Here is a 23,091-nt window from a genome sequence, read left to right on the forward strand (position 1 = left end):
GCTAAACTTAATTAATATAAAAAAGGAACTGTTTAAATGCAAATGGTTGAAGAAGAAGTAAACAACATTGATATGATGGGTCTCTCAGCAAGAGAGATGGAAATCATTGATCTCGTAGCTGATGGACTTACAAATCAAGAAATTGCGGTAAAACTTACTATTAGTAAAAGAACTGTTGATAATCATGTAAGTAATATGTTTACAAAAACTGGTTCTAAAAACAGAGTTGCACTTTTGAATTGGGCAATGGACAACGGCAAGATTTGTAGAGATGGATTTAATTGTTGTACACTCCCAGACTCTGATCAAGATTAGTATTAGACTTTACTTTTTTTGTATCATTAGCCAAATCAACTAGACAATAATTTGTAGACCCTAATTCAAAGAGTTCTGCATATGCAATACAAGCATCCTTGTCTGAATCAACAAATCTTAATATACCTTCTTTGTCATAAATACCATACATCTGAAGAAAATAAAAAATAATTTGCTTAAATATAAAGAAAATATAAAGGATAATTGGTTCTTTTGACTAGATACTTTTGAAAGTTATTAACTAGTCATCTTTCCACTGTGAAAAAGGATTGTTAGCGAGACTGAAATTGGAATAATGGGTCAGCCCAGTAATTTCTCTTGAAATGAAAGATGGAAGAAATAAATCTTCCTCTTCATTAGAAAGTTCAATTTCTGCAATTTCAAGTGGATAATTATTTTCTTTAAAGCAATCTATAATCCAAGATTTTTTTTCAATTTCTAGAAAGAATCTATCTTTTTTAATTGTATTTGAAAGATTTGACATTATTGTTTCAGCATCACTTCGTGGAATGGAGTACTCAAATTCAAAGTTGGTAAAGCCCTTGATATGTTTCTTAAGTGCAATTTTAGAGTTTTTGCCTATTAGCCTTACCCTAATAATCCAACCATCTAAACTTTTAGATAAATATCCTTGTTCAATATAAATTTTTTTATTTATGAATTCTTTCCAATTATCATTTTTTATAAGAAATCTTCTTTCTATCTCTAAGGCCATTTAATTTTTGAAATTTTTTTGAGATAAATCACCTTTCCAATCTAGTTTTTTTATTAGGGTATTATAGTAGCTTGTGCTTTTTTTAAACTTTATTATTTTGCAAGGTGATTGACCTTTTATGATCTCACAATAATAATTTTCCTTAATGGTCATACATTTTGAACCGTCTCTCCATAATTTAATTCCCCCTTTACTTTTTTTTACAGGTTTTATGATTACCTTACTTGTATTAGGTATAACTATTGGTCTACTAGCTAAACTCATCGGGCATATAGGGTTAATTATCATTGCATCAATACTAGGGTGGACAATTGGCCCCCCTGCGGCCATTGAGTAGGCTGTCGAACCAGTAGATGTAGATATAATTAATCCATCACCTTTGTATTCATTAACCTTCTCGTTATCTATTTCAATTTGTATTTGGTTGGTTGGAGAAATGTCTCCTTCAACAGATTTAAAATAAAAATCATTTAAGGCATCGTAGCTTTTTATAATCTTTTTTTCAGAACTTGTCCCATTAATACAAACTTTACAATTTAATCTATTACGAAAGTCAATTTTATATTCTTCGTTTTCAAGAATTTCAATAAAAGATTTATCGAACAAAAAATCTTTTTCTTGCGTAAGAAAACCCAAATTACCACCAATATTAATACTCAACAATGGAATATCATAATCAGATAAAGCATTTGCACATTTTAGAAAGGTTCCATCTCCACCAAGAACTATGCCAATATTTGGTCTTAATTCTAAATTGCAAAAATATTTTTCAATTTCATCTTTATAAAAATCACTTTCAATTATTTTTGATTTTATATTTTTAGCTTTGAGGACCTCTTCACAGAATTGAGAAGCCTCTTGAGCAATAGAACTATCTGAACGATATACAATAAGCACTAATGAAAGTTTCATTTAGTGTTTTTACCATTTTAATAAATTAAAACTTTCCATATCTACAGTCACCCTATTCCTATAAAGGGATAATAAGATAGCTAATCCAACTGCTGCTTCTGCGGCAGCCACAGTAATTACAAAGATTGTAAAAACTTGTCCTTGAATTAAATTATTATCAACATAGGAAGAAAACGTCATTAAGTTTATATTTACTGCATTTAGCATTAACTCAATGCTCATAAGTACTCTTACTGCATTTCTGCTATTTAATAATCCCCAAATCCCAATACAGAAAAGTGCTGAAGATACTATTAAAAATGCTTGAATAGGAATTGATTCTAAATTCATCATAAGAAAAGTGAATGGTTAATTTTTATTTGTAAGTAATGGTTCTGATGATTTTTCAATTAATTCTTGATCAACTGGTAATCCAGTAGAAATATCCTTGCTCATTACATCTCTTCTAGCTAATACAATAGCTCCAATCATTGCCATTAATAGTAAAACTGATGCTACTTCAAATGGTAGTAAATAATCACTAAATAGATGTTCACCAATTCTGATAGTTGATTCTTCTCCTATAGAGTTTTGAGGATTTGATAGGCGCCATACATTAGTCAAGTCAACTCTTATTAACAGGCTAAGCAGGGTTAAACATATTGATGTTGATATGATTCTTCTTGATTTAATGTCACTTATGGGCTTTAAATCTTCTTTTTTATTGACTAACATTATTGCAAATATTATTAATACATTAACTGCACCTACATAAACTAATACTTGAGCTGCAGCAACAAAACTTGCATTTAAAAGAAGATATAATCCTGCCACACTCATGAAAACTCCTCCTAGAAGAAAGGCTGAATAAACAATACTTTCGAGTAATACAACACCAAGTGCTCCGATAAGGATAACTAAAGATAAAACTGTAAAACAAATAATTTGAGTTGTTATTGCAATGGACATAAATTAATGGAAATTAATTGTTTGAATTAGAAACTTTATCTTTATTTTTATTGGATTCTGGCCTCATCCAATCATAGACTTCTTCTGGTAATTTACCAACTCTAGTATCTGAAGCTGGGATTTCATGAGGGTCCATGACACCTTTAGGAAGATAGGCAAGTTCTCTTAGAGGTTTAACTGAAGGATCTGTTGTGACGTTTGTAGGTAACCTACCAAGTGCGACATTATCAAAATTTAGATTGTGTCTGTCAAAAGTAGCTAATTCATATTCTTCGGTCATAGAAAGACAATTAGTTGGACAATATTCAACACAATTTCCGCAAAATATACAAACTCCAAAGTCTATAGAGTAATTTCTAAGTTCCTTTTTTTTAGTTTCTTTATTCATTACCCAATCAACAACTGGTAGATTTATGGGGCAAACTCTCACGCAAACTTCACAAGCAATACATTTATCAAATTCATAATGTATTCTTCCTCTATATCTCTCAGAAGGTATTAATTTTTCATATGGATATTGGACTGTAACAGGTCTTCTTCGAAGATGATCAAAAGTTACTGATAAGCCATTATATAAATATTTACCAGCATTAAATGCTTCTTTGATATAGCTATTTATTTGTTGAAGAAAATTTTTCATTTTGAAGAATTTACTTAGTTATTTTATTTTAGTGGATTAATTTTAAATTTAAGTATTTTTACTTAAGTTTAACCACCAAAGAATTGCGGAAAAGCAAGTTTTAATCCTGCAGTTATCAAAAGATTAGCAAGAGAAATTGGAAGAAGAAACTTCCATCCAAGGTCTAATAGTTGATCTATTCTTACTCTAGGAGTTGTCCAACGCAATAATATTGCAATGAAAACTAAAAGATATGCTTTCAATACAGTCATTACAATTCCTATTGATGCAGTGAACACTTGTAAAAAGGGTGCATTAATGGGCAAGTTTAGAAACTTAGCTATTAATTCAACTGGAACAGGAAAACCCCATCCTCCCAAATAAAGTATTGATACCAATAAAGCTGAAAGGATTAGATTAATGTAACTACCTAGGTAGAACAATGCGAATTTCATCCCTGCATATTCAGTTTGATATCCTGCAACTAATTCTTCTTCAGCTTCGGGTAAGTCAAATGGAAGTCTCTCACATTCTGCAAGAGCACAAATCCAAAAGACTATAAAACCAACTGGTTGTCTCCATATATTCCAACTTAAGATTCCAGCACCACTTTGTTGGTTGACAATGTCAATAGTACTTAGAGAATTTGTCATTAGTACAATAGCTAGTACAGATAAAGCTAGAGGAATTTCATAACTAATTGATTGAGCTGCTGCTCTTAAACCTCCTAATAAAGAATACTTATTATTTGATGCATATCCGCTCATGAGAAGTCCTATTGGCTGGATACTGCTTAAAGCAATCCATAGGAAAATTCCAATACCAACATTACTTATTAAAAGATTTTGTCCAAAAGGAACAATTAACCAGGATAGAATCACTGGGACAAGTACTAATATAGGTCCTGCAGTAAAGAGAATTCCATCCGCTTTAGCAGGAATAATATCCTCTTTAACAAGTAACTTAAGCCCATCTGCAATTGGTTGGAGTACGCCAAGTGCTCCTGCATATTCAGGACCTATTCTTTGCTGAGCAGCAGCAGATATTTTTCTTTCAAGCCAAACTGTTACTAAAACACCAACTACTGCCGCTACCAAAACCAAAAGCATTGGCAGAGGGAGCCAAATTATATGGGCGATTTCGCTGGAAAGGCCAAAGCCTTTTAAAAATTCATTAAAACTATATTCGAGATCTAATCCGTATTCCAAAATTTTTATGTTATTTACTTAATAGATTAACTCTTCACAAACAATATGTGTGTTTTTTATGAAAAGCTGCAAATATTATTCTCTATTTTCTAGGCTGATCCAATCTCTTGGTGCTGAACCCGTATAGATTTGCGATGGCCTGAAAATTCTGTTTGCTCCAAGTTGCTCTCTCCAATGAGCTAACCAACCAGCCACTCTAGATATGGCAAAAATTGGAGTAAATAAATCACGAGGAATACCAAGTTTTCTATAAACAAGACCAGAATAAAAATCCACGTTAGGGAATATACCTTTAGGTCCAAGTCTTGGTATTGCCTCTGCCTCAAGTGATTTAGCAACTTCATACATTTCATCTGCTCCAAATCTAATAAAAAGCTCTTCTGCCAGTTTTTGTAGAATTATTGCTCTTGGATCTTTAACTTTATATTCTCTGTGGCCGAAGCCCATTATCTTACTTTTATTTTTAATTGCATTATCTAAAAAAGACCCAGCATTTTCTGGAGTTTTAATCTCTTCTAACATTGCAATTACGTCCTCATTTGCTCCTCCATGCAGTGGGCCAGCAAGGGTTCCTACTGCAGAGGCGATGACAGCATATGGGTCTGTAAGAGTACTTGCAGTAACTCTAGCGCTAAATGTACTTGCGTTTAAACTATGTTCGGCATGTAGGATTAAACACCTGTCAAAAACTTTTGCAGCTATAGGATCTTGTTCTTTTTCAGTCAGCATGTAAAGAAAATTTGATGAGTAAGTTAAATCATCTCTTGGTTGAATTGGGTCTTGTCCTTTTCTAATAAGTTGAAACGCAGCAATCATTGTTGGAATTTTTGCTATTAGTCTTATCACTGCGTTGTAAATGTAATTAGGATCATCTATTGCTCTACGTGAATAGAATAACCCCAAAGAAGCTGCACTAGATTGAAGAGCATCCATAGGATGACCGGTAGCAGGAAAACATTTCATCATATCTCTGACTCTAAAACTTAACCTTCGATGCATCTGGACTTCTTGTTCAAAATCTCTAAGTTGAATAGCCGTGGGCAATTCACCCCAAATCAAAAGGTAAGCAGTTTCTAAAAAACTGCTTTTTTTGGATAGTTCCTCAATGGAGAACCCTCTGTACAATAATTTACCTTTGTTGCCGTCAATATCACAGATAGATGAATTAGTAACTGGGACACCCTCTAATCCTGGTTTTAAAATTAGTTTGTTACTGTCCAATTGCTTAATTTCAATATCAAATACTTATAGATTAAAGATAGTCAAATATTTTTTAATTAACCACAAGTTATTAACTTCACAAAAATTTCAAATGATTGTCTTTGAAGCTTATTTGGATAACCTTGTTAAGGTATTTTAAAACTTGTTTCTGTATAAAGAATTGGATTTTTTTCTGGAATAGATTGACTTATGATTTCTAGATATTCTTCATTTGATATTTTTAGAATATTTGTAGTAAGAAAATTAAGATCTTCCAAATCAGGTAAATATCTTATTTTATTGGAATTTTCATCTTTGATATCAACTTTTGTGTAAAGAAAAGTTGATTTGTCTTTATAACTTTTTAGGTTGAAAAATTCTTTTGAGATTGTTTCTAATTTTTTGCTATCTATTAAAAAATTACTTAAGAATTGCAACCCTCCTGATTCTATTAAATAGATATTTTCAAAAGTTAAATGTTTTATTGCATCATTTTTTTCTTCAAGAATATCTTTGGAATATATTGAGTAAGTATCTTCATTTTTTTTCAAAGTATATTTGTTGAAATCTTTTAGTTTTTTTAAAGCACTTAAATCAAATTGATTTTCGGGATTTTTTTCAAATGTAAAAAGCCAATCTTTTTTTGAATTAAGCATTAAGATGTTTTGATTTGTATTTTGGTTAAAATCTTCAAAAAAACTTAATTCAAAATTATTCATAAGAGGTTTTAGATATTTTTCAAAATTTTTAATTTCAGTAAAAATTGAAACTTGAGGATTATCTTTATGCTTATTTTTTTTATTTATAAACTTATCATAAGCAAGAATATCAATATTTTTTTTATTATTTAGTAAATATGATTTTAAAATTAAACGTTTATTTTTTAAGTCAAATGTTGTAGCTATAATATCCCCTTTATTCTCAGTAAAAACTGCCTTATCAAAAAATATACTTTCCCCAAATTTTTTTGTAATTAATATATTTTTTTGATTTTTGAGTCCAGAAAGTTCTCCGTCATATTGAAATTTTTTTTCTTTAAAATAATTACTGGATTTAATACTATTTTTGATCAATTTTTTATCTGATGAGGCAATTATATAATTATCGTCGGTCCGGTATATATAGTTAAGGAAATTTATTTTGTTTTCTCTATTAATTGAAATTATCTTATCAATTTGATCAATTTTATTAGGCAAATTTAATAAATCGTCTATTGTTTTTTCTGGCTTAATTTTAAAGATAATCAAAATATCATCTTTAAGCTTTTTATTATTTTCAAAAAATGTGATTATAAGTTCATTGTTATAGATATCTTCTAATTTATTGTTGCCTAGATCTATACCTAAGTAATCTAATATAGAGTCTTTTATTAAAACAAAGTCATCTTTGTTTGTTGAATTTTTATCTTTTTCATTATTATTAACAATATGAAAACTATCTAAATTTGAAATAAATAATAATTTATTGTTTTCAGGTATATATCTTAAGATATTTAGTTGCTCAATATTTGTACTTTGCTCTTTATTTTTATTAGCAGAAACTTTTTTAAAACCAAAAAAAAGTAATAAAGATAATAATAGTATTATTGCTACTAATCTAAGTTTCATTATCAATGTTTATTTTTATTTTTAACAATAAATTTCCTACTGCAACTTAATTTATTAAATTGTAAATAACACATAATTTATCCTATAAATTGGGAATTTATCCAAAATCTATAAATGCTTCTAGTCTCAATGATTGGTTTAATTCTGAGAAAGAAGATCCAGTTTTGATTGATGTAAGAGAACAGTCAGAGCTTGAAATAGCTCGCTTCTCAAAAGAATTTTTACATATACCAATTAGTAAAGTCACATCTGAATATGTTGAAGAAATATTTGCTGGTTTATTAGACAGAGAAATTGTAGTTACTTGTCATGCAGGAATAAGGAGTTATAACTTTTCACAATGGTGCTTGGATAATAATATTGTGAGCGAAATATGGAATTTGGAGGAGGGTATTGATGGATGGAGTAGATATATTGACCCATCAATCCCAAGGTATTGATTAAATATCTAATGAAGATGCAACAGTATTAACATCTTTGTCGCCTCTACCAGAGCAATTGATTACTATATTAGTATCTTTTTCAAGAGTAGGGCATAATTTATCTAACCAAGCAAAAGCATGGGCAGTTTCAAGTGCAGGTATAATTCCTTCTAGTTCACTAACAAGTTTTAAAGCGTCCAAAGCTTCTTGATCTGTGACTGATCCATATTCTGCTCTGCCTATATCTTTTAAATGGCTATGTTCAGGACCTACTCCAGGGTAATCTAAACCTGCACTTATTGAGTGAGCTTCTTGTACTTGACCATTATCATCTTGCAAGAGAAGACTCATTGATCCATGCAAAATTCCAACTGACCCTTTAGTGATAGTGGCAGCATGTTTGTCAGTATCAACTCCGCTTCCTGCGGCTTCAACTCCAATAAGCCGCACAGAAGTTTCTTTAACAAAAGGATGGAAAAGCCCCATTGCATTTGATCCTCCACCTACACAAGCAAGCAAAATATCGGGTAAAGATCCAAATGATTCCAAACATTGTTTTTTAGTTTCTTCACCTATAACTGCATGAAAATCGCGCACAATCTTTGGGAAAGGGTGTGGGCCTGCAACAGATCCTAAAATGTAGTGTGTGGTTTCGACATTAGAAACCCAATCTCTAATGGCCTCACTAGTAGCATCCTTAAGTGTTGCAGTTCCAGAATTTACAACTTTAACTTCAGCTCCTAAAAGTTTCATTCTGAAAACGTTAAGGGATTGCCTTTTTATATCTTCAGCACCCATGTAGATAATACATTTCAAGCCAAATCTCGCACAAACAGTAGCAGTAGCAACTCCGTGCTGACCTGCTCCAGTTTCTGCAATTATTCTTTTTTTGCCCATTCTTATTGCCAATAAAGCTTGTCCAAGAGCATTATTAATTTTGTGAGCCCCAGTATGATTTAAATCTTCTCTTTTAAGCCATATCCTAGGAGTTGCTTGTTTATTTTTGTAATGTTCAGTAAGTCTTTTGGCTTCATAAAGTGGTGTTTCTCTTCCTACATAAGTCTTGAGTAGGTGATTCAATTCTTCTACAAAAAGTTTATCTTTCCATGCATTAGACGCAGCGTCTTCAAGCTCAAAAAGAGCGGGCATTAGCGTTTCAGGAACATATTGACCACCATATTTTCCAAATCTTCCCTCTATGGAGGGTTGATTTAAATCGTCATTTTTATAGTTTTGATCTTTGCGAGAAAATGTACTTACCACTTTTTCTATAGAATAAGTATTAACTAACTATAGATTATATTGAAAATAATGGGAAAAAAGAATTGGATCGAATTTGATAATCAAGAAAAGAAATCTGAAGAAACAGCTAAGGTAGATACTTTTAATAAAAGATCAAAAATAAATATTTCAAAACAAAAAAAAGGTAAAAAGGGCAAAACTATAACTTTAATTAGAGGTTTAGGCACTGAGGACGAAATTTTATTAAAAGAATTACTAAAAAAAATTAAAGTTTTTTGTGGGACTGGAGGAACATTAATTGATAGCAATATCCAGTTACAGGGTGATATGGTATCGAAATCAATTGAGTTTCTTCGTAAAGAGGGATTTCAAAATTTATGAAGCAAGGGTTAGGATAGGTTTCTAATTTTGATGAAGTAAAAAATGAAAGAACAAGATCAAACAAAGTCAACCAATATAAAGTGGCACAACTTAACTATTGATAGAGAAAAGTTAGAGAAAATGAGAGGTCATAAAGGTATGGTTATCTGGTTTACAGGTTTATCTGGTTCTGGGAAAAGTACTTTGGCTAATGCTTTAAATGAAGTTTTACACTTAGATGGTTTTTCGACTTATGTGTTGGATGGTGATAATATTAGACACGGTTTATGTAAAGATCTTGGTTTTTCGGATGAAGATAGAGAAGAAAATATAAGAAGAATTGGCGAAGTTGCGAATTTATTTATGAATGCTGGGATAATAACTATTACAGCATTCGTTTCGCCATTTATTAGCGATAGAGATAAGGTGAGAAAAATTATTGGATCTAAGGATTTTATTGAAGTTTATTGTGCTGCTGATATCTCAGTTTGCGAAAATAGGGATACTAAAGGTCTTTATAAGAAAGCTCGTTTGGGAGAAATTAAGGAATTCACAGGGATTTCTAGTCCATATGAAGCTCCTCTCAATCCCGAAATTGTTGTTGATACAGGTTCGTTAGAATTAAATGATTCCGTTGAAAAAATTATTAACTACCTTAAAAAAGAAAACTTTCTTAACAAGGCATAATAGAAAAATATTAGTTCATTTATTTTGAAGATAATTGTCAGGTCCAATATTTGATAACTTACTATTTTTAGTTCTTACCTTTGTATGTAGATTTTCTCTGAATTCTTTCAAATTTTTCTTTATGGATTCGTCAAATAAACTGATCATCTCTATTGCCAATAATCCAGCATTTTGACCTCCATTAATTGCAACTGTTGCAACTGGAATTCCAGCGGGCATTTGTACGATTGATAAAAGAGAGTCAATCCCCTTAAGTGTCTTACTCTCTACTGGTACACCAATTACAGGAATGCAAGTTATAGATGCTAGCATTCCTGGAAGATGAGCAGCACCCCCAGCACCGGCAATTATTACTTTTATGTTTTCTGATTCTGCATTTTTTGCATATTCCATCATTTCAATAGGTGTTCGATGAGCGGAAAGTATACAAACTTCAGTTTTTATTCCAAATTCTCTTAAAATATCAATGGATGGCTTCAATGTTTTTAGATCTGAATCACTACCCATTACGACAGCAATTTTATAAATATCTTTAGAATTCAATTCTGACAAAATAACAAATCAATTCTTTCCTATAATGGCGTGCAATTAATTTGGCGCCAGTTAGTTAGTATAAAAAGAATAAATTTTCATAGAATATTATGACGTCAAATAAGATTATCGAAAAAAGTGAAGTAAGAGAATATTTTAATGGTACTGGCTTTGAAAGATGGAATAAGATTTATAGCAAATCTGATGAAATTAATACAGTTCAGAAAAATATTAGGAAAGGACATCAAAAAACTGTAGATGATGTAGTCTCATACATTAAAAATTATCCTGAATTAACAAAAAAAAGTTATTGTGATGCAGGCTGTGGTGTAGGAAGTCTTTCAATACCTTTATTAAGACTCGGTATAAAAGAACTACAGTTGAGCGATATTTCTTATGAAATGATTGAAGAAACAAAAAAACGCATTCATGAATTAGGTTTGAGTCAAGGCAAAATTAAATATGAAGTCTGTGACCTGGAAAAATTAAAAGGATTATTTGATGTTGTAGTTTGTTTGGATGTATTTATTCATTATCCTCAACCGGTCGCAGAAGAAATGGTTCAACATCTATGCGATTTAAGCAAAGAAAAACTAATCGTTAGCTTTGCTCCTTATACTCCAGTTCTTGCTGTTCTAAAAAATATTGGAAAATTATTTCCTGGGCCAAGTAAAACTACAAGGGCATATACATTGAAAGAAAAGGGTATTATTAATGCTGCGAAAGAAAGAGGATTTAAAGTTGTTAAAAAGAAATTAAATCAAGCTCCTTTTTATTTTTCAAAACTAATTGAATTCGAAAAAATTAAATAATTTATTTTACTAAATGATTTTCAAGTGCATAACGAACTAATTCTGTTCGGCTTGAAGTACCGGTCTTGATAAAAAGTCTACTTACATATTTCTCAACATTTCTAATAGATGTTTCAAGCTTTCTAGCAATTTCCTTGTTCATCAGCCCCTCTGCTACTAGTTGAAGCACACTTGCTTCTCTAGGAGTAAAACTAGGAAGATTTATTTTATTTTCTGGATTAGTCTGGTTTTGGTCTGTGAGCATAGATTTTATTTCAGTAATTTGTTTTGCCATTTTGCTTACGTCAATATCTGCGAATCTTGCCGCTTCTTTTAATAGTCGTTCTTGTCTGTTGATTACATTTTTAACTCTTGCAGCTAATTCATCTGGATCGAAAGGTTTGGAAATATAATCATCAACTCCTGCAAGATAACCTTCTGTTCTGTCTAGGGTCATTCCTTTTGCAGTTAGAAAAATAACTGGAGTTCCTCCTAATTTTTCATCCTCTCTAATTTTTTTTAATAAATCATAACCGTTGGCTCGGGGCATCATAACATCGCTAATTATCAAATCGGGGAAAATTGTTTGAGCTTTTTCCCAACCATCCTCGCCATCAACTGCAATAATTATTTCAAAGCCTTCATCTTCTAGAAATGTTTTAACAGCTGTTCTTAAACCAGGCTCATCATCAACTAATAAAATTCTTGATTTTCTTACAAGTTCATTATTTATTTGATTAATTTCATTCATTTTTTAAATTCTTAAATTTGATTTTCTAGTAATAAACAGAATTTTATATACTTAACATAATGCTATCAACTCCCATACTACTAGACTATCAATCTTCGACTCCTTGCTCTAAAGATGTTGTTGATTCTATGAAACCTTTTTGGAGTGAGATATTTTCTAATCCTGCAAGCAAATCTAATTTGGCGGGAATTAACGCAAGCGCTATATTGGAAGCCTCAAGAGAAAAAATAGAACAAAATTTATTTCTTAAGAATAAAAAAGTTATTTTTACAAGCGGGGCAACTGAATCTAATAACTTAGCTTTATTAGGTTTTGCTAGAAATTTCTATAAAAAAACAGGAAATTATGGACATATTATTACCTTAAAAACGGAGCATAAAGCTGTTTTGGAGCCCCTAAATCAACTAAAAAAAGAGGGATTTATGGTTACAGAAATTAATCCTGATAAAGATGGCTTAATTTCAGAAGAACAATTCAAAAAAAATATAAAAGAAGATACATTTCTGGTTAGTGTAATGTTGGCAAATAACGAAATAGGAGTTATTCAGCCCATAGAGAATATTTCAAAGATATGTAAATCGAGAGGAATAATTTTCCACTCTGATTTTGCACAATGTTTAGGTTATATGGCGTTAGACAATCTTTTATCAGATGTAAACATGATAACGATGAGTTCGCACAAAATATATGGTCCAAAAGGGATAGGACTTCTTTTGATTGATGAAGAAATTAATCTTGAGCCTTTAATTGTTGGAGGAGGTCAGGAATATGGTCTTAGGTCTGGAACATTACCTCTTCCTTTAGTAGTTGGCTTTGCTAAAGCAATAGAGATAGCAGTTTTTAATCAAAAAAATAATGCTGAGAAATTACTTTTTTACAGAAATAACCTTTTAGAGGGGTTGTTAAAAAATAATTCTGGTTTATTAATTAATGGCTCTATAGAAAAAAGATTACCTCACAATTTAAATTTGACTGTATTGGATTTAAACGGAGCAAAGTTTCATAAACTTTTAAAATCTAAAATAATTTGTTCTACTGGATCTGCATGTAGTAGTGGTGAACCATCTCATGTTTTACTAGCCTTAGGTAGATCTCTTAAAGAAGTAGAATCTTCAATAAGGCTAAGTATTGGATTAAGTACTAATTCAAAAGATATAAAACAAGCAATTCATATTCTTACAAATACGATCAGATCATTACGATAGGAAAATATTTGCTTTTAATTTAATTGAGCAATTCTTAATTTTCCACTTCTAGCTCTTTTATTTAGTTCAATTTCTTGTTCGGAAGGAGTTATTGGCTTTTTTGTCAGGTTTTTTAGTCTTTGATCATTCTTAAAACAACTCTTAACTAATCTATCCTCAAGGGAATGAAAACTAATAATAGAAATAATACCCCCTGGCAAAAGCCATTCAGGTACAACTTGCAAAAATTTTTCTAATACTTCAATTTCTTTATTAACAGCAATTCTTAGTGCTTGAAATGTTCTTGTTGCTGGATGTATTTTTTTATATCTTTGTTTTGGTGGGAAGCAGCCTGCAATAGAATAAGCTAACTCTTTTGTTCCAGAATATTTCCCATTTTCCTTCAAATCCAATTTTATTTTTCTAGCAATCTTTCTTGATAATCTCTCCTCTCCGTATTTATAGATTAGGTTAGCTAGATCTTTTTCATTTAAAGCCTCAATTAATTTATCTGCATCAACATCAAGAAAAGGATTCATGCGCATATCAAGTGGACCATCTTTCTGGAAACTAAATCCTCTTTTAGGGTCATCAATTTGGTTACTATTTACTCCAAGATCTGCAATCACAAAAGAAACTTTTTCTTTTGGTACAAAATCCGCAAAATTTGAAGCCCTTATATCAATCCTGTTTTTAAACTCATCAAGTTTTTTTGATGCTGATTTTCTCGCGAATGGATCTTGATCAAGTCCAATTATATTTAAATCCGAATATTTTCTCAATAAATGATAAGAGTGCCCGCCACCACCTAAAGTTGCGTCTATTCCCTTTAGTTGATTGTTATGTATCAGTGGGTAATGCTCTAATGAGGCCATAATCTCATCTGTCATAACTGATTGATGATTGAAAAAAGATGAATCAGATAGGTCAGTTTGCATAACTTTCGACTAAGATTTGTGTAGAAGTTAAATTTGGAATGGCTCAGCTAGAGACTAGAACAGAACCAATGGTGGTCAATTTTGGCCCTCACCATCCCTCAATGCATGGTGTTTTAAGGTTAGTTGTAACTCTTGATGGTGAGAATGTCATTGATTGCGAGCCAGTAATTGGATATTTACACAGAGGAATGGAAAAAATAGCTGAAAATAGGACAAATGTAATGTATGTCCCTTATGTAAGCAGAATGGATTATGCCGCAGGAATGTTTTATGAAGCTATTGTAGTAAATGCTCCTGAAAGATTAGCTAATATTCCAGTTCCCAAAAGAGCTAGTTACATCAGAGTTCTTATGCTCGAACTTAATCGTATTGCTAATCATCTTTTATGGCTTGGTCCCTTTTTAGCAGACGTTGGAGCTCAAACTCCATTTTTCTATATCTTTAGAGAAAGAGAGATGATCTATGATCTCTGGGAAGCTGCTACTGGACAAAGGCTAATAAATAATAATTTCTTTAGAATAGGTGGAGTAGCATGTGATCTCCCATACGGATGGTTAGAAAAATGTATAGACTTTTGCGATTGGTTCGGTCCGAAGATAGATGAATACGAAAAATTAATCACAAATAATCCAATTTTTAAAAAAAGAATTGAAGGTTTAGGAACAATACAAAGAGACCAGGCAATTAATTGGTCTTTGTCTGGGCCAATGCTTAGAGCTTCTGGGGTTTCATGGGATTTAAGGAAAGTCGATAGTTATGAATGTTATGACGATTTTGATTGGCAGATTGCTTCTGAAAAAGAAGGAGATTGTTATGCGAGATATCGAGTAAGAGTTGAAGAGATGAGACAATCACTAAGTATCATTCGCCAAGCCTGCAAAATGATTCCAGGAGGCCCAACAGAAAATTTAGAAGCTCAAAGAATGGTGACTGAAGATAAGAAAAGTGAAATATTCGGTATTGACTACCAATATGTAGCTAAGAAGGTTGCTCCAACTTTTAAAATTCCTAATGGAGAATTATACACAAGATTAGAGTCCGGCAAAGGAGAAATAGGTGTTTTTATTCAAGGAAATAATGAAGTTACCCCATGGAGATTCAAAATCAGAGCAGCTGATTTAAATAATCTGCAAATATTGCCTCATATTCTTAAAGGTGCCAAAATCGCTGATATTATGGCAATCCTTGGATCAATAGATGTCATTATGGGATCTGTTGATAGATAATTTCTTTAAATGAAACCCGCTGACTGGTTAATATTGCAGAAGAAGGTAAGATTTGGTGATTGTGATTCTGCAGGTGTAATTCATTTTCATAACTTATTAAAATGGTCGCATGAAGCTTGGGAAGAAAGTATTGAAATTTATGGGATTCCTTCTCAAGATATTTTCCCAGATTTTTCTATACGTAAAAGTCAAATTATTTTTCCAATAGTAAATTGTGAAGCAAACTTTCTTGCGCCTATAAAAATTGGAGATTTATTAAAAGTAAAAATCGTCCCTCATAAAATTAATACTCATTTGTTCCAAGTAAATAGCTTTTTTATAAAAAATGGAAATAAAGTAGCCGAAGGGAAAATTATACATTGTTCTTTAGACATTGATTCAAGAGATAAAATAGAACTTCCCGATCAGTTAGAAAGATGGATAGAGGCTTCTAATGTGAGTACAAATTTAAAAGAATGCTAATTATTATTTTTTAAATTTATATTTTATTTTTTCTGTAATGCTATTTTTGTTTTTAACAATCCACTTTTCAGGCCTTTCATGTTTAGGCCAATTTTGAGAAAATTTTTTTAATAAATTTAAAGAAATTTCAATATTTTTATTATTTGTAAGTTCTCTAAATTCAACTATTACTTTAATCTTATTTCCCCATAATTTGTTAGATACTTTTGAAATATTGAATTTATTAATTGGGATATTTTCTTTCATAATGAAATCATTTAATCTTGATTCAATTACTTCAGGGAAAACGATTTCTCCTCCTGAATTAAAGGCATTATCACTTCTTCCGACAAAGTTTAAATAGAAAGAATTATTGATTTGATTAATTTCACCTAAATCACCTGTTTGCCACCACCCATTTTTATTTTTGAAATTTTCAGTTTTTAAAGAGTCTATTATTTCGATTCCAATTCTGGCTGATTTTATCTCGATTAATCCTTGTGCGTTAATTCTTATTTTTGTATCAGGTAGTATTTCTCCAACATTTTTATAACCCATTAAGAATTCTTTTGGTTTTAAACTCGTAACCATTGCTGCTGTTTCAGTTGAGCCGTAACAAGGTGCTAATTTTATTTTTTCTTTTATACATTGTTCTGCAGTTTCATCTGGAATTGAAGCTCCTCCTACCCAAATTAGATCAAAAATTTTTAGCCAACTAATTCCATCTTTTTGAGCTAAAAGTCTTTGTAATTGGGTAGGTACTAATGACGTAATCAAGTATTTTTTGTTTTTTTTAAAATTAATTGTAAAAAGTAAAAGTTCTCGAGTTTTTTTTATCAAATTCGGAGAAATATTAATACAATCACATCCCCAAGTTTGACTTCTAAAAATTGGCATTAATCCACTTATATGATTCAGGGGTAAAGTATTGAAAATTAAGCAGTTTTGCAATTCAAATCCTTGCTCTATTAGCCATTTACCTGATGTAGCTGCAGATAATTTAAGATTATCAAAATGGTGAAAACATTGTCTCGGTTTTCCAGAACTCCCACTACTGTTTAAGATAATTGCTGGCCCATTTTCAGTAATTGAATCTAATACATCTTTGTCTTGGTAAAATTTGTTTTTTACATAAATAATTTTATTCTCTCTAATTTTTTCAATAATTTTCTCAACAGATTGAGTTTCGTTATTTTCAACTTCAATAGTATGAATTTTATTTTTCATAGTTGATCCCATATCTTTTTTGCTTCATTTAAAAATAGAAACGAATTAGGGAATTTATTCATTGCTAAACCAGGAACTTTTGGAGTTGGTCCTTGTAATTGTAGAGACGATAAATGATAAAGCCATCTCTTCCCTATACCAGTTTCAAATGAGGTACTTATAGATATTAAAGCTTTTTTATTTTCTAATTCTCTTAAAAGATTAACTGGATTATTTTCTTGAGAAGGCCTTCTAATTTGCCAACCTTTCCACTCATTAATCAAATTTGGAAATTTTAAAAGTGATTCGTCTAAGGCTATAGGGATTTTTTTGTTTAGTTCTGTCAGTCCATCAATATCATCAACACAGAGAGGTTGTTCTAACCAATCTACATTTTTGTTATCCTTCAAAATATCAGCCCATCTATTAGCTATCTCTCTTCCCCAAGAACCATTAGCATCTATTCTTAACTTAATATTATTGCCTATTTGGCTTAAAATTTCTTCTAAACTTGCTTCTTCCTCTTGATTATTTTTTAATGCTACTTTCCATTTTATGGTTAATGATTTTCCAATATCAGATTGTCTTTTTTTAATTTTATTTAGATCTGAAACTACATTTTCATGATTTAACAATATGGCTGTTTTACCAATTTCATCAAAGTAGTAGTTTTCTTTAAAAATTATTTTTCCATTGATCTCAGCTAATGCAGAATTTATTGCAGATTGAATACATGGGTGAAAAATATTTATTTGCTCAGATAAATTAAATTCCTCTATATATTCAGGGATCATATCTAGTTCTTTCGCACACTTTTTTAAGTCTTTTTTATATAGCGGTGAAACTTCTCCAAACCCTATTTTTTTATCATTCCTTATTAATTTAATTATCCAACCCGATTTTGTATGGTAATTGGTTTTAGAATTTTCTACTTTTTCCGATAACTTAAAGCTATAAGATTTTTTTTGAAATATTAAGTTCATTTATTTAGCAAGTAATTAAATATTAATCCTGTAATTAAACCAATCCCATTAAGAGTTTGAAATTTTATTGCGACGAATTTGCAATTTTTTATTGCAGAAGGTTTTGCATACGAAGATTTTAATAAATTTATAAGTCTTATTGCTTGAGGGAAACTAAGCAAATAAAGGATGCAAAACACTGGAATAAATCCATAAACTATTGTGAGAAGTTGAAAAATATATATTGTAAAAATTATCCAAGGCACAAATTGAGAACCTTTTTTTGCTCCTAAGCGAACTAAAGGTGAATTTTTCCCATGCTTTCTATCTTCAGAAATTTGATGAAAATGAGAACAAAATAATACAAGAGTTGTTGCCAAGGAAGGTCCTGAACCAAGTAATAAAGAAACTTTCCATGGAATATCTTCGAAGTAAATATTAGACGGATTTAACGCAATTAAGACTGCAGAGTACGCAAAAGGTCCAAATGCAAGCCAGCATAATGGTTCTCCTAAACCTTGATAGCCCAATCTAAAAGGAGGACCTTGATATAAATATCCTAAGAAGCAGCAAGCTGCCACCAAAATAAAAATGTTTATACTTGTTGATACTGAAATAATTAAAATTATTAATAAACCAATAACTAAAGATGTATATGCAATAAATGAAATTATTTTTTTATTTTTTACAAGATTTACAATTGAATGGAATTTAAATTCATCGATTCCTGTTTCTGCGTCGTATAAATCATTAGTTAGATTTTCCCAAAGTAATATCAAAATTGCAGCTAAAGTAAATGAAATCAAATTATAAATTTTTACCTCTTCATATTGATTGAGCAAGTAAGCCCCTGTTATTAAAACTGGAAGTATGGCAACAGAATAAAGAGGCCATTTTATTGCTTTTTTCCATAATTTTTTTTTATCTTCGTCCATTTTTAATTAACACGCAAAATTAGATAATTATTGAATGTAGTTTATAAATTGAGTTACATTTTTTACTTTATTGCATCATTTTTAGTTATTTTCAATAAGTAATGAAAAATGATTTAAACTTAACAGATTTTTTAAAAGATGTATTTTCCTCTTTCGATAAGAAAGTTGAAAATTCTGGATTAGTAAGTATTTGTGTTGAGATTCCTTGTATTGATTTATTCCAAGTTTATGCATTGTTAATAAATCAATATCCGTTTTCTTCATTTTGGGAGGAATCTGATGGAATTTCATATATAGCTTTCGAGAAGTGTAAATATGTTACTCTGGATGGCCCAAAAAGATTTGAGGTAGCAAAAGAGTTTAATTCTGAGAATTTTAAAAATTTAATTAACTTAACTAATGAATCGCATAATTCTGCACTTTCAAAAATAATTTATTTATTTTCTTTCTCTGAAAATTTGAATAATAAGAATTTACCTTCAGATATCCCTAGTTTGGAAGCCATTTTGCCAAAAATATTAATTACTAAAAGTGGCAAGAATTGCTGGTTAAGAATCAATGGTCATGTTGAAGGTAAATCATCATTAAGAACATTAATTGAAGAAATATGGACAATTAGAAATCAAGTTTTTAATTCTGGCTCAGAATTAATAAAATCATCTGGCTTAAAAACTAGTTTTGATTCCCCTTTTATTGATGATTTCTCACGCTCCTTAGAAACTTCTAAAACAAACATGAAAAAAGTAGTAAATAGTGGAATTCAATTAGTAGATAAAGATATCCTCGAAAAGATAGTTTTAGCTAATAGGATTAAAATAAAACTTAAAAATAAATTAGATTTAGTAGAAATTTTAAAAAGATTTAAAAAGAATCAACCAAATACATGTAGATACGTTTGGAAAAGGAATAGTAAGGATATTTTGTTTGGAGCATCTCCAGAAAAATTATTTTCTTTCTCTAAACCTAATTTAACTTTAGAGGCTCTTGCTGGAACTATCTCTACTAATTCAAATTTTGAGAAACTCCTAACAAGTACTAAAGACTTAAAGGAACATAATTATGTAATACAACATTTGATTAAATCTTTAGAAGTTTCAAAAATAACAAACTTTAAAAAAAGTGATATCAAGGTAAATTCATTTGGAGATATTTCTCATTTGCAAACACTCATTTTCTCTAAAGTTGAAAATATTTGTCCTTTTGAATTGCTTAAAAACTTACATCCATCTCCAGCTGTTTGTGGATACCCAAAAAATGCAGCATTGGATTGGATAAATACTCTTGAATCTTTTCCTAGAGGAAATTATGCTTCTCCAATGGGTTGGGTTGACTCATCAGGCAATGCTTCATTTCTTTTGGCAATAAGAGGCGCAAGATGTATTGAAGAAAATATTGAATTTACTGCAGGTTCAGGTTTAGTTTCTGGCTCCGTTTTAGAGAAAGAAATAGATGAGATTAAATTAAAATTTGAATCTATAGTAAAACAGATATTTTGCGCTAAAAACCCTAGATAATTTCTACTAATTTTTCAATAACTTCCTCTGAAACATTTTTATTGGATAAATTTTCTATTTCTCTTAAACCTGTTGGACTGGTTACATTAATCTCGCTAAGCATTCCATTTATTACATCAATACCTACAAAAAATAAACCCTCATCTTTGAAGTGTTGAGATAATTCTGAGCAGATACTTTTTTCTTTTTCTGTTAATAATGTGGGTTCAGCCTTGCCTCCCATCGCTAAATTACTCCTAAAATCGCCTCCTTGAGGAATCCTATTTATTGATCCAATTGCTTCTCCGTTTACGATAATTATTCTTTTATCACCCTCTACGACTTCAGGAATAAATTTTTGCATCATAACGGGTAATTCTTCTTGAGAAGTGATTAATTCAATGATTGATTTAATTCCTGGAGAATTTTTATTTATCCTTATAACACCTTGACCACCTTTTCCTCCTAGAGGTTTTATGACTACTTCATTATTTATATTTGCAAAATTAATAAGATCTTTTACCTTACTCGCAACTATTGTAGGTGCCATTAAGTGGCTGTATCTTAAAGCACCTAGCTTTTCATTCCACGCTCTTAAAGATGAGGGTTTGTTAATTACTTTTACTCCTTTTCTTTCGGCAACTTCTAAAAGATGGGTTGCATATAAATAAGCCTCATTTACAGGAGGATCTTTTCTCATCCAAATGCAATTAAATTCGGCGAGAGGTATGCAATCATTCTCTTTGAAAGAAATCCATGGAATTACTTCAATTTTTACGGAAGATGCCCATACTTCATCACCTCTAGCTTCCAGGTCTTGAGGAGTACAACTCCAGATTTCAATATTTTTTTTTGATGATGCTTGCATTAAAGCAGCAGTTGAATCTTTTAAGGGATTTATATTTTTAATTGGATCTATTACGAATAGAAATTTCATAAGATCTAGTTTAATAATGCTTCTAATTTATTTTCATTTTCTAATGCGTAGAGATCATCGCAGCCTCCGATACCCTCATTATCTATAAATATTTGTGGTAATGTTCTTCTACCATCAGCTCTTTCAATCATCAATGCTCTGGCATCTTCGTCGCCATCTATTTTATATTCTGTAAAATTTACATTTTTTTTCTTGAGTAGTGATTTTGCTCGAATACAGAATGGGCAATATTGCCAAGTATAAATTTCAACTTTGGACATTTTTTTAAAATAATACTTAGTTTATACTATTAAACAAAAGTGCTTGTTAGATTATAAATAACGATTAAATTCTATTTTGATAGATATTACAGATTTCAAAAAAGATCTTTCGGAACTAACAGAGCGCCTGGGTAATGCTCAGGATTGTCTTTGACGTTCCAAGATTAAAAGCGAAAAGGAAAGAGTTAGAGCAAATTTCTGCTCAGCCTGAATTTTGGGATAATCAAGAAGAAGCTAAAAAGCAAATGTTAATCCTTGATGATGTCAAAGCACAACTCGAATTGTTAGATAAATGGAAAACTTTTATTTCTGATGCTAATGCCTCTCTTGAGCTTTATTCTCTAGAACCCGAAGAGGAAATGATTTTAGAATCGCAGCTGGGATTAAAGAAATTAAGAGAGAATTTGGATAAATGGGAATTTGAGAGATTGTTATGTGGTGAATACGATAAGGAAGGAGCAGTAGTTTCTATTAACGCAGGTGCGGGAGGAACAGATGCGCAGGATTGGGTAGAGATATTATTAAGAATGTACTCAAGATGGGCCGATAATAATCAAATGAGCCTTGTCATTAATGAATTATCTCAAGGAGAAGAAGCTGGTATTAAAAGTGTAACGTTCGAAATTGAAGGAAAATATGCATATGGCTATCTGCAACATGAAAAAGGAACTCATAGATTAGTAAGAATTTCTCCTTTTAATGCCAATGGCAAAAGACAAACCAGCTTTGCTGGGGTAGAGGTTATGCCAAAATTAGATGATAATATTTCACTTGATATACCTGAAAAAGATTTAGAAATTACAACGAGTAGATCCGGTGGAGCTGGAGGACAAAATGTTAATAAAGTAGAAACAGCAGTGAGAATTGTTCATTTGCCTTCAGGAATTTCAGTAAGATGTACTCAAGAAAGATCTCAATTACAAAATAAAGAAAAAGCTATGTTACTTTTAAAGTCTAAACTATTAGTGATTGCTAAAGAACAACGAGCTGCTGAAGTCGCTGATATTAAAGGTGATATTGTGGAAGCTGCATGGGGCAATCAAATAAGAAATTATGTTTTCCATCCCTATCAAATGGTAAAAGATCTTAGGACTATGCAGGAGACTAACGAGTTAGATAGTGTTTTAGATGGTGGACTTGACCCATTTATTCATGAATTATTACGTATGAATATTTCTTCTAATGAATCTATTGAATAACT

At 30.9% G+C, this 23,091-nt stretch carries 27 protein-coding genes; 10 read left to right on the forward strand and 17 right to left on the reverse strand.

Annotation, left to right across the window (positions count from 1 at the left end; genetic code table 11):
• Window positions 1-36 precede the first annotated feature (36 nt).
• A complete protein-coding gene (locus A9601_RS09945) occupies window positions 37-315 on the forward strand; it encodes a helix-turn-helix domain-containing protein (protein ID WP_011817646.1) in 279 nt (92 codons plus the stop codon).
• Between the two features lie 241 nt (window positions 316-556).
• Here A9601_RS09945 and A9601_RS09955 read toward each other — a convergent pair whose 3' ends face one another.
• The 8 genes from A9601_RS09955 to A9601_RS09990 all read right to left on the reverse strand — a co-directional run bounded on the left by A9601_RS09955 (window position 557) and on the right by A9601_RS09990 (window position 7,524).
• Window positions 557-1,030: a CYTH domain-containing protein gene (locus A9601_RS09955; RefSeq protein ID WP_011817648.1), complete on the reverse strand. Its 474-nt coding sequence runs from the start codon at window positions 1,028-1,030 to the stop codon at window positions 557-559.
• Window positions 1,031-1,942: an NAD(+) kinase gene (locus A9601_RS09960; RefSeq protein WP_011817649.1), complete on the reverse strand. Its 912-nt coding sequence runs from the start codon at window positions 1,940-1,942 to the stop codon at window positions 1,031-1,033.
• A gap of 9 nt (window positions 1,943-1,951) precedes the next feature.
• The gene (nuoK, locus tag A9601_RS09965) at window positions 1,952-2,272 is read right to left on the reverse strand and encodes an NADH-quinone oxidoreductase subunit NuoK (protein ID WP_041484502.1); all 321 of its coding nucleotides are present in this window, start codon (window positions 2,270-2,272) and stop codon (window positions 1,952-1,954) included.
• Between the two features lie 18 nt (window positions 2,273-2,290).
• Entirely contained in the window at window positions 2,291-2,890 is a 600-nt protein-coding gene (locus A9601_RS09970) for an NADH-quinone oxidoreductase subunit J (RefSeq protein ID WP_011817651.1), read from the reverse strand.
• Window positions 2,891-2,903: 13 nt separating this feature from the next.
• Window positions 2,904-3,530 (reverse strand): NAD(P)H-quinone oxidoreductase subunit I, encoded by a 627-nt coding sequence (ndhI, locus tag A9601_RS09975; protein ID WP_011817652.1) that lies wholly within the window; start codon window positions 3,528-3,530, stop codon window positions 2,904-2,906.
• A gap of 68 nt (window positions 3,531-3,598) precedes the next feature.
• Entirely contained in the window at window positions 3,599-4,717 is a 1,119-nt protein-coding gene (gene nuoH / locus A9601_RS09980; protein ID WP_011817653.1) for an NADH-quinone oxidoreductase subunit NuoH, read from the reverse strand.
• A 75-nt stretch (window positions 4,718-4,792) separates the two neighbouring features.
• A complete protein-coding gene (locus A9601_RS09985) occupies window positions 4,793-5,938 on the reverse strand; it encodes a citrate synthase (RefSeq protein WP_011817654.1) in 1,146 nt (381 codons plus the stop codon).
• Between the two features lie 125 nt (window positions 5,939-6,063).
• Entirely contained in the window at window positions 6,064-7,524 is a 1,461-nt protein-coding gene (locus A9601_RS09990) for a hypothetical protein (protein WP_011817655.1), read from the reverse strand.
• 89 nt (window positions 7,525-7,613) lie between these two features.
• Here A9601_RS09990 and A9601_RS09995 point away from each other — a divergent pair, with 89 nt between their 5' ends.
• Complete coding sequence (locus A9601_RS09995; protein WP_011817656.1) at window positions 7,614-7,964, forward strand: rhodanese-like domain-containing protein; 351 nt, start codon at window positions 7,614-7,616, stop codon at window positions 7,962-7,964.
• On the opposite strand, the gene trpB is transcribed toward A9601_RS09995, so the two are convergent.
• Window positions 7,965-9,209, reverse strand: coding sequence for a tryptophan synthase subunit beta (gene trpB / locus A9601_RS10000; protein WP_011817657.1), 1,245 nt, complete (start codon window positions 9,207-9,209; stop codon window positions 7,965-7,967). It lies immediately after the preceding gene.
• A 48-nt stretch (window positions 9,210-9,257) separates the two neighbouring features.
• Between trpB and A9601_RS10005 the strand changes: the two genes are divergently transcribed.
• Together A9601_RS10005 and cysC are read left to right on the forward strand one after the other, a co-directional pair.
• Entirely contained in the window at window positions 9,258-9,569 is a 312-nt protein-coding gene (locus tag A9601_RS10005; RefSeq protein WP_041484503.1) for a translation initiation factor SUI1, read from the forward strand.
• Between the two features lie 42 nt (window positions 9,570-9,611).
• Complete coding sequence (gene cysC, locus A9601_RS10010; RefSeq protein ID WP_011817659.1) at window positions 9,612-10,235, forward strand: adenylyl-sulfate kinase; 624 nt, start codon at window positions 9,612-9,614, stop codon at window positions 10,233-10,235.
• A 15-nt stretch (window positions 10,236-10,250) separates the two neighbouring features.
• Here the strand turns inward: cysC and purE are convergent, their stop codons facing one another.
• Window positions 10,251-10,787 carry a 5-(carboxyamino)imidazole ribonucleotide mutase gene (gene purE / locus A9601_RS10015; protein ID WP_041484504.1) on the reverse strand — a complete coding sequence of 179 codons (537 nt, stop codon included), beginning with the start codon at window positions 10,785-10,787 and terminating at the stop codon, window positions 10,251-10,253.
• Window positions 10,788-10,876: 89 nt separating this feature from the next.
• Here purE and bchM point away from each other — a divergent pair, with 89 nt between their 5' ends.
• The gene (bchM, locus tag A9601_RS10020) at window positions 10,877-11,578 is read left to right on the forward strand and encodes a magnesium protoporphyrin IX methyltransferase (RefSeq protein ID WP_011817661.1); all 702 of its coding nucleotides are present in this window, start codon (window positions 10,877-10,879) and stop codon (window positions 11,576-11,578) included.
• 1 nt (window position 11,579) lies between these two features.
• On the opposite strand, the gene A9601_RS10025 is transcribed toward bchM, so the two are convergent.
• Window positions 11,580-12,308, reverse strand: coding sequence for a response regulator transcription factor (locus A9601_RS10025; RefSeq protein ID WP_011817662.1), 729 nt, complete (start codon window positions 12,306-12,308; stop codon window positions 11,580-11,582).
• Between the two features lie 59 nt (window positions 12,309-12,367).
• Here A9601_RS10025 and A9601_RS10030 point away from each other — a divergent pair, with 59 nt between their 5' ends.
• Window positions 12,368-13,513 (forward strand): cysteine desulfurase family protein, encoded by a 1,146-nt coding sequence (locus A9601_RS10030; RefSeq protein ID WP_011817663.1) that lies wholly within the window; start codon window positions 12,368-12,370, stop codon window positions 13,511-13,513.
• 14 nt (window positions 13,514-13,527) lie between these two features.
• Here A9601_RS10030 and rsmH read toward each other — a convergent pair whose 3' ends face one another.
• The gene (rsmH, locus tag A9601_RS10035) at window positions 13,528-14,430 is read right to left on the reverse strand and encodes a 16S rRNA (cytosine(1402)-N(4))-methyltransferase RsmH (RefSeq protein ID WP_011817664.1); all 903 of its coding nucleotides are present in this window, start codon (window positions 14,428-14,430) and stop codon (window positions 13,528-13,530) included.
• A 38-nt stretch (window positions 14,431-14,468) separates the two neighbouring features.
• Here rsmH and A9601_RS10040 point away from each other — a divergent pair, with 38 nt between their 5' ends.
• Window positions 14,469-15,656 (forward strand): NAD(P)H-quinone oxidoreductase subunit H, encoded by a 1,188-nt coding sequence (locus tag A9601_RS10040; protein WP_011817665.1) that lies wholly within the window; start codon window positions 14,469-14,471, stop codon window positions 15,654-15,656.
• 9 nt (window positions 15,657-15,665) lie between these two features.
• The gene (locus A9601_RS10045; protein WP_011817666.1) at window positions 15,666-16,118 is read left to right on the forward strand and encodes an acyl-CoA thioesterase; all 453 of its coding nucleotides are present in this window, start codon (window positions 15,666-15,668) and stop codon (window positions 16,116-16,118) included.
• Window positions 16,119-16,121: 3 nt separating this feature from the next.
• Here A9601_RS10045 and A9601_RS10050 read toward each other — a convergent pair whose 3' ends face one another.
• Genes A9601_RS10050 through menA form a run of 3 tightly spaced genes read right to left on the reverse strand, consistent with a single transcriptional unit; the run spans window position 16,122 to window position 19,200 of the window.
• Window positions 16,122-17,324 (reverse strand): AMP-binding protein, encoded by a 1,203-nt coding sequence (locus A9601_RS10050; protein WP_011817667.1) that lies wholly within the window; start codon window positions 17,322-17,324, stop codon window positions 16,122-16,124.
• Window positions 17,321-18,286: an o-succinylbenzoate synthase gene (locus tag A9601_RS10055; protein ID WP_011817668.1), complete on the reverse strand. Its 966-nt coding sequence runs from the start codon at window positions 18,284-18,286 to the stop codon at window positions 17,321-17,323. The genes A9601_RS10050 and A9601_RS10055 overlap by 4 nt, the downstream gene beginning before the upstream one ends.
• Window positions 18,283-19,200 carry a 2-carboxy-1,4-naphthoquinone phytyltransferase gene (gene menA / locus A9601_RS10060; protein ID WP_011817669.1) on the reverse strand — a complete coding sequence of 306 codons (918 nt, stop codon included), beginning with the start codon at window positions 19,198-19,200 and terminating at the stop codon, window positions 18,283-18,285. The genes A9601_RS10055 and menA overlap by 4 nt, the downstream gene beginning before the upstream one ends.
• A gap of 101 nt (window positions 19,201-19,301) precedes the next feature.
• Here menA and A9601_RS10065 point away from each other — a divergent pair, with 101 nt between their 5' ends.
• Complete coding sequence (locus A9601_RS10065) at window positions 19,302-20,714, forward strand: chorismate-binding protein (RefSeq protein WP_011817670.1); 1,413 nt, start codon at window positions 19,302-19,304, stop codon at window positions 20,712-20,714.
• Here the strand turns inward: A9601_RS10065 and gshB are convergent.
• Both gshB and grxC read right to left on the reverse strand, forming a co-directional pair.
• Window positions 20,707-21,630, reverse strand: coding sequence for a glutathione synthase (gene gshB / locus A9601_RS10070; protein ID WP_011817671.1), 924 nt, complete (start codon window positions 21,628-21,630; stop codon window positions 20,707-20,709). The genes A9601_RS10065 and gshB overlap by 8 nt on opposite strands.
• 5 nt (window positions 21,631-21,635) lie before the next feature.
• Window positions 21,636-21,890, reverse strand: coding sequence for a glutaredoxin 3 (gene grxC, locus A9601_RS10075; protein WP_011817672.1), 255 nt, complete (start codon window positions 21,888-21,890; stop codon window positions 21,636-21,638).
• 76 nt (window positions 21,891-21,966) lie between these two features.
• On the opposite strand from grxC, the gene prfB reads away from it, so the two are divergent.
• Window positions 21,967-23,089 (forward strand): peptide chain release factor 2 gene (gene prfB, locus A9601_RS10080; protein WP_144039669.1). Its coding sequence is split into 2 segments (ribosomal slippage): window positions 21,967-22,041 and window positions 22,043-23,089, totalling 1,122 coding nucleotides; the frame shifts between segments, so codons are not numbered across the junction.
• Window positions 23,090-23,091 lie beyond the last annotated feature (2 nt).

The organism is Prochlorococcus marinus str. AS9601, assembly GCF_000015645.1.
Lineage (GTDB): Bacteria > Cyanobacteriota > Cyanobacteriia > PCC-6307 > Cyanobiaceae > Prochlorococcus_A > Prochlorococcus_A marinus_O.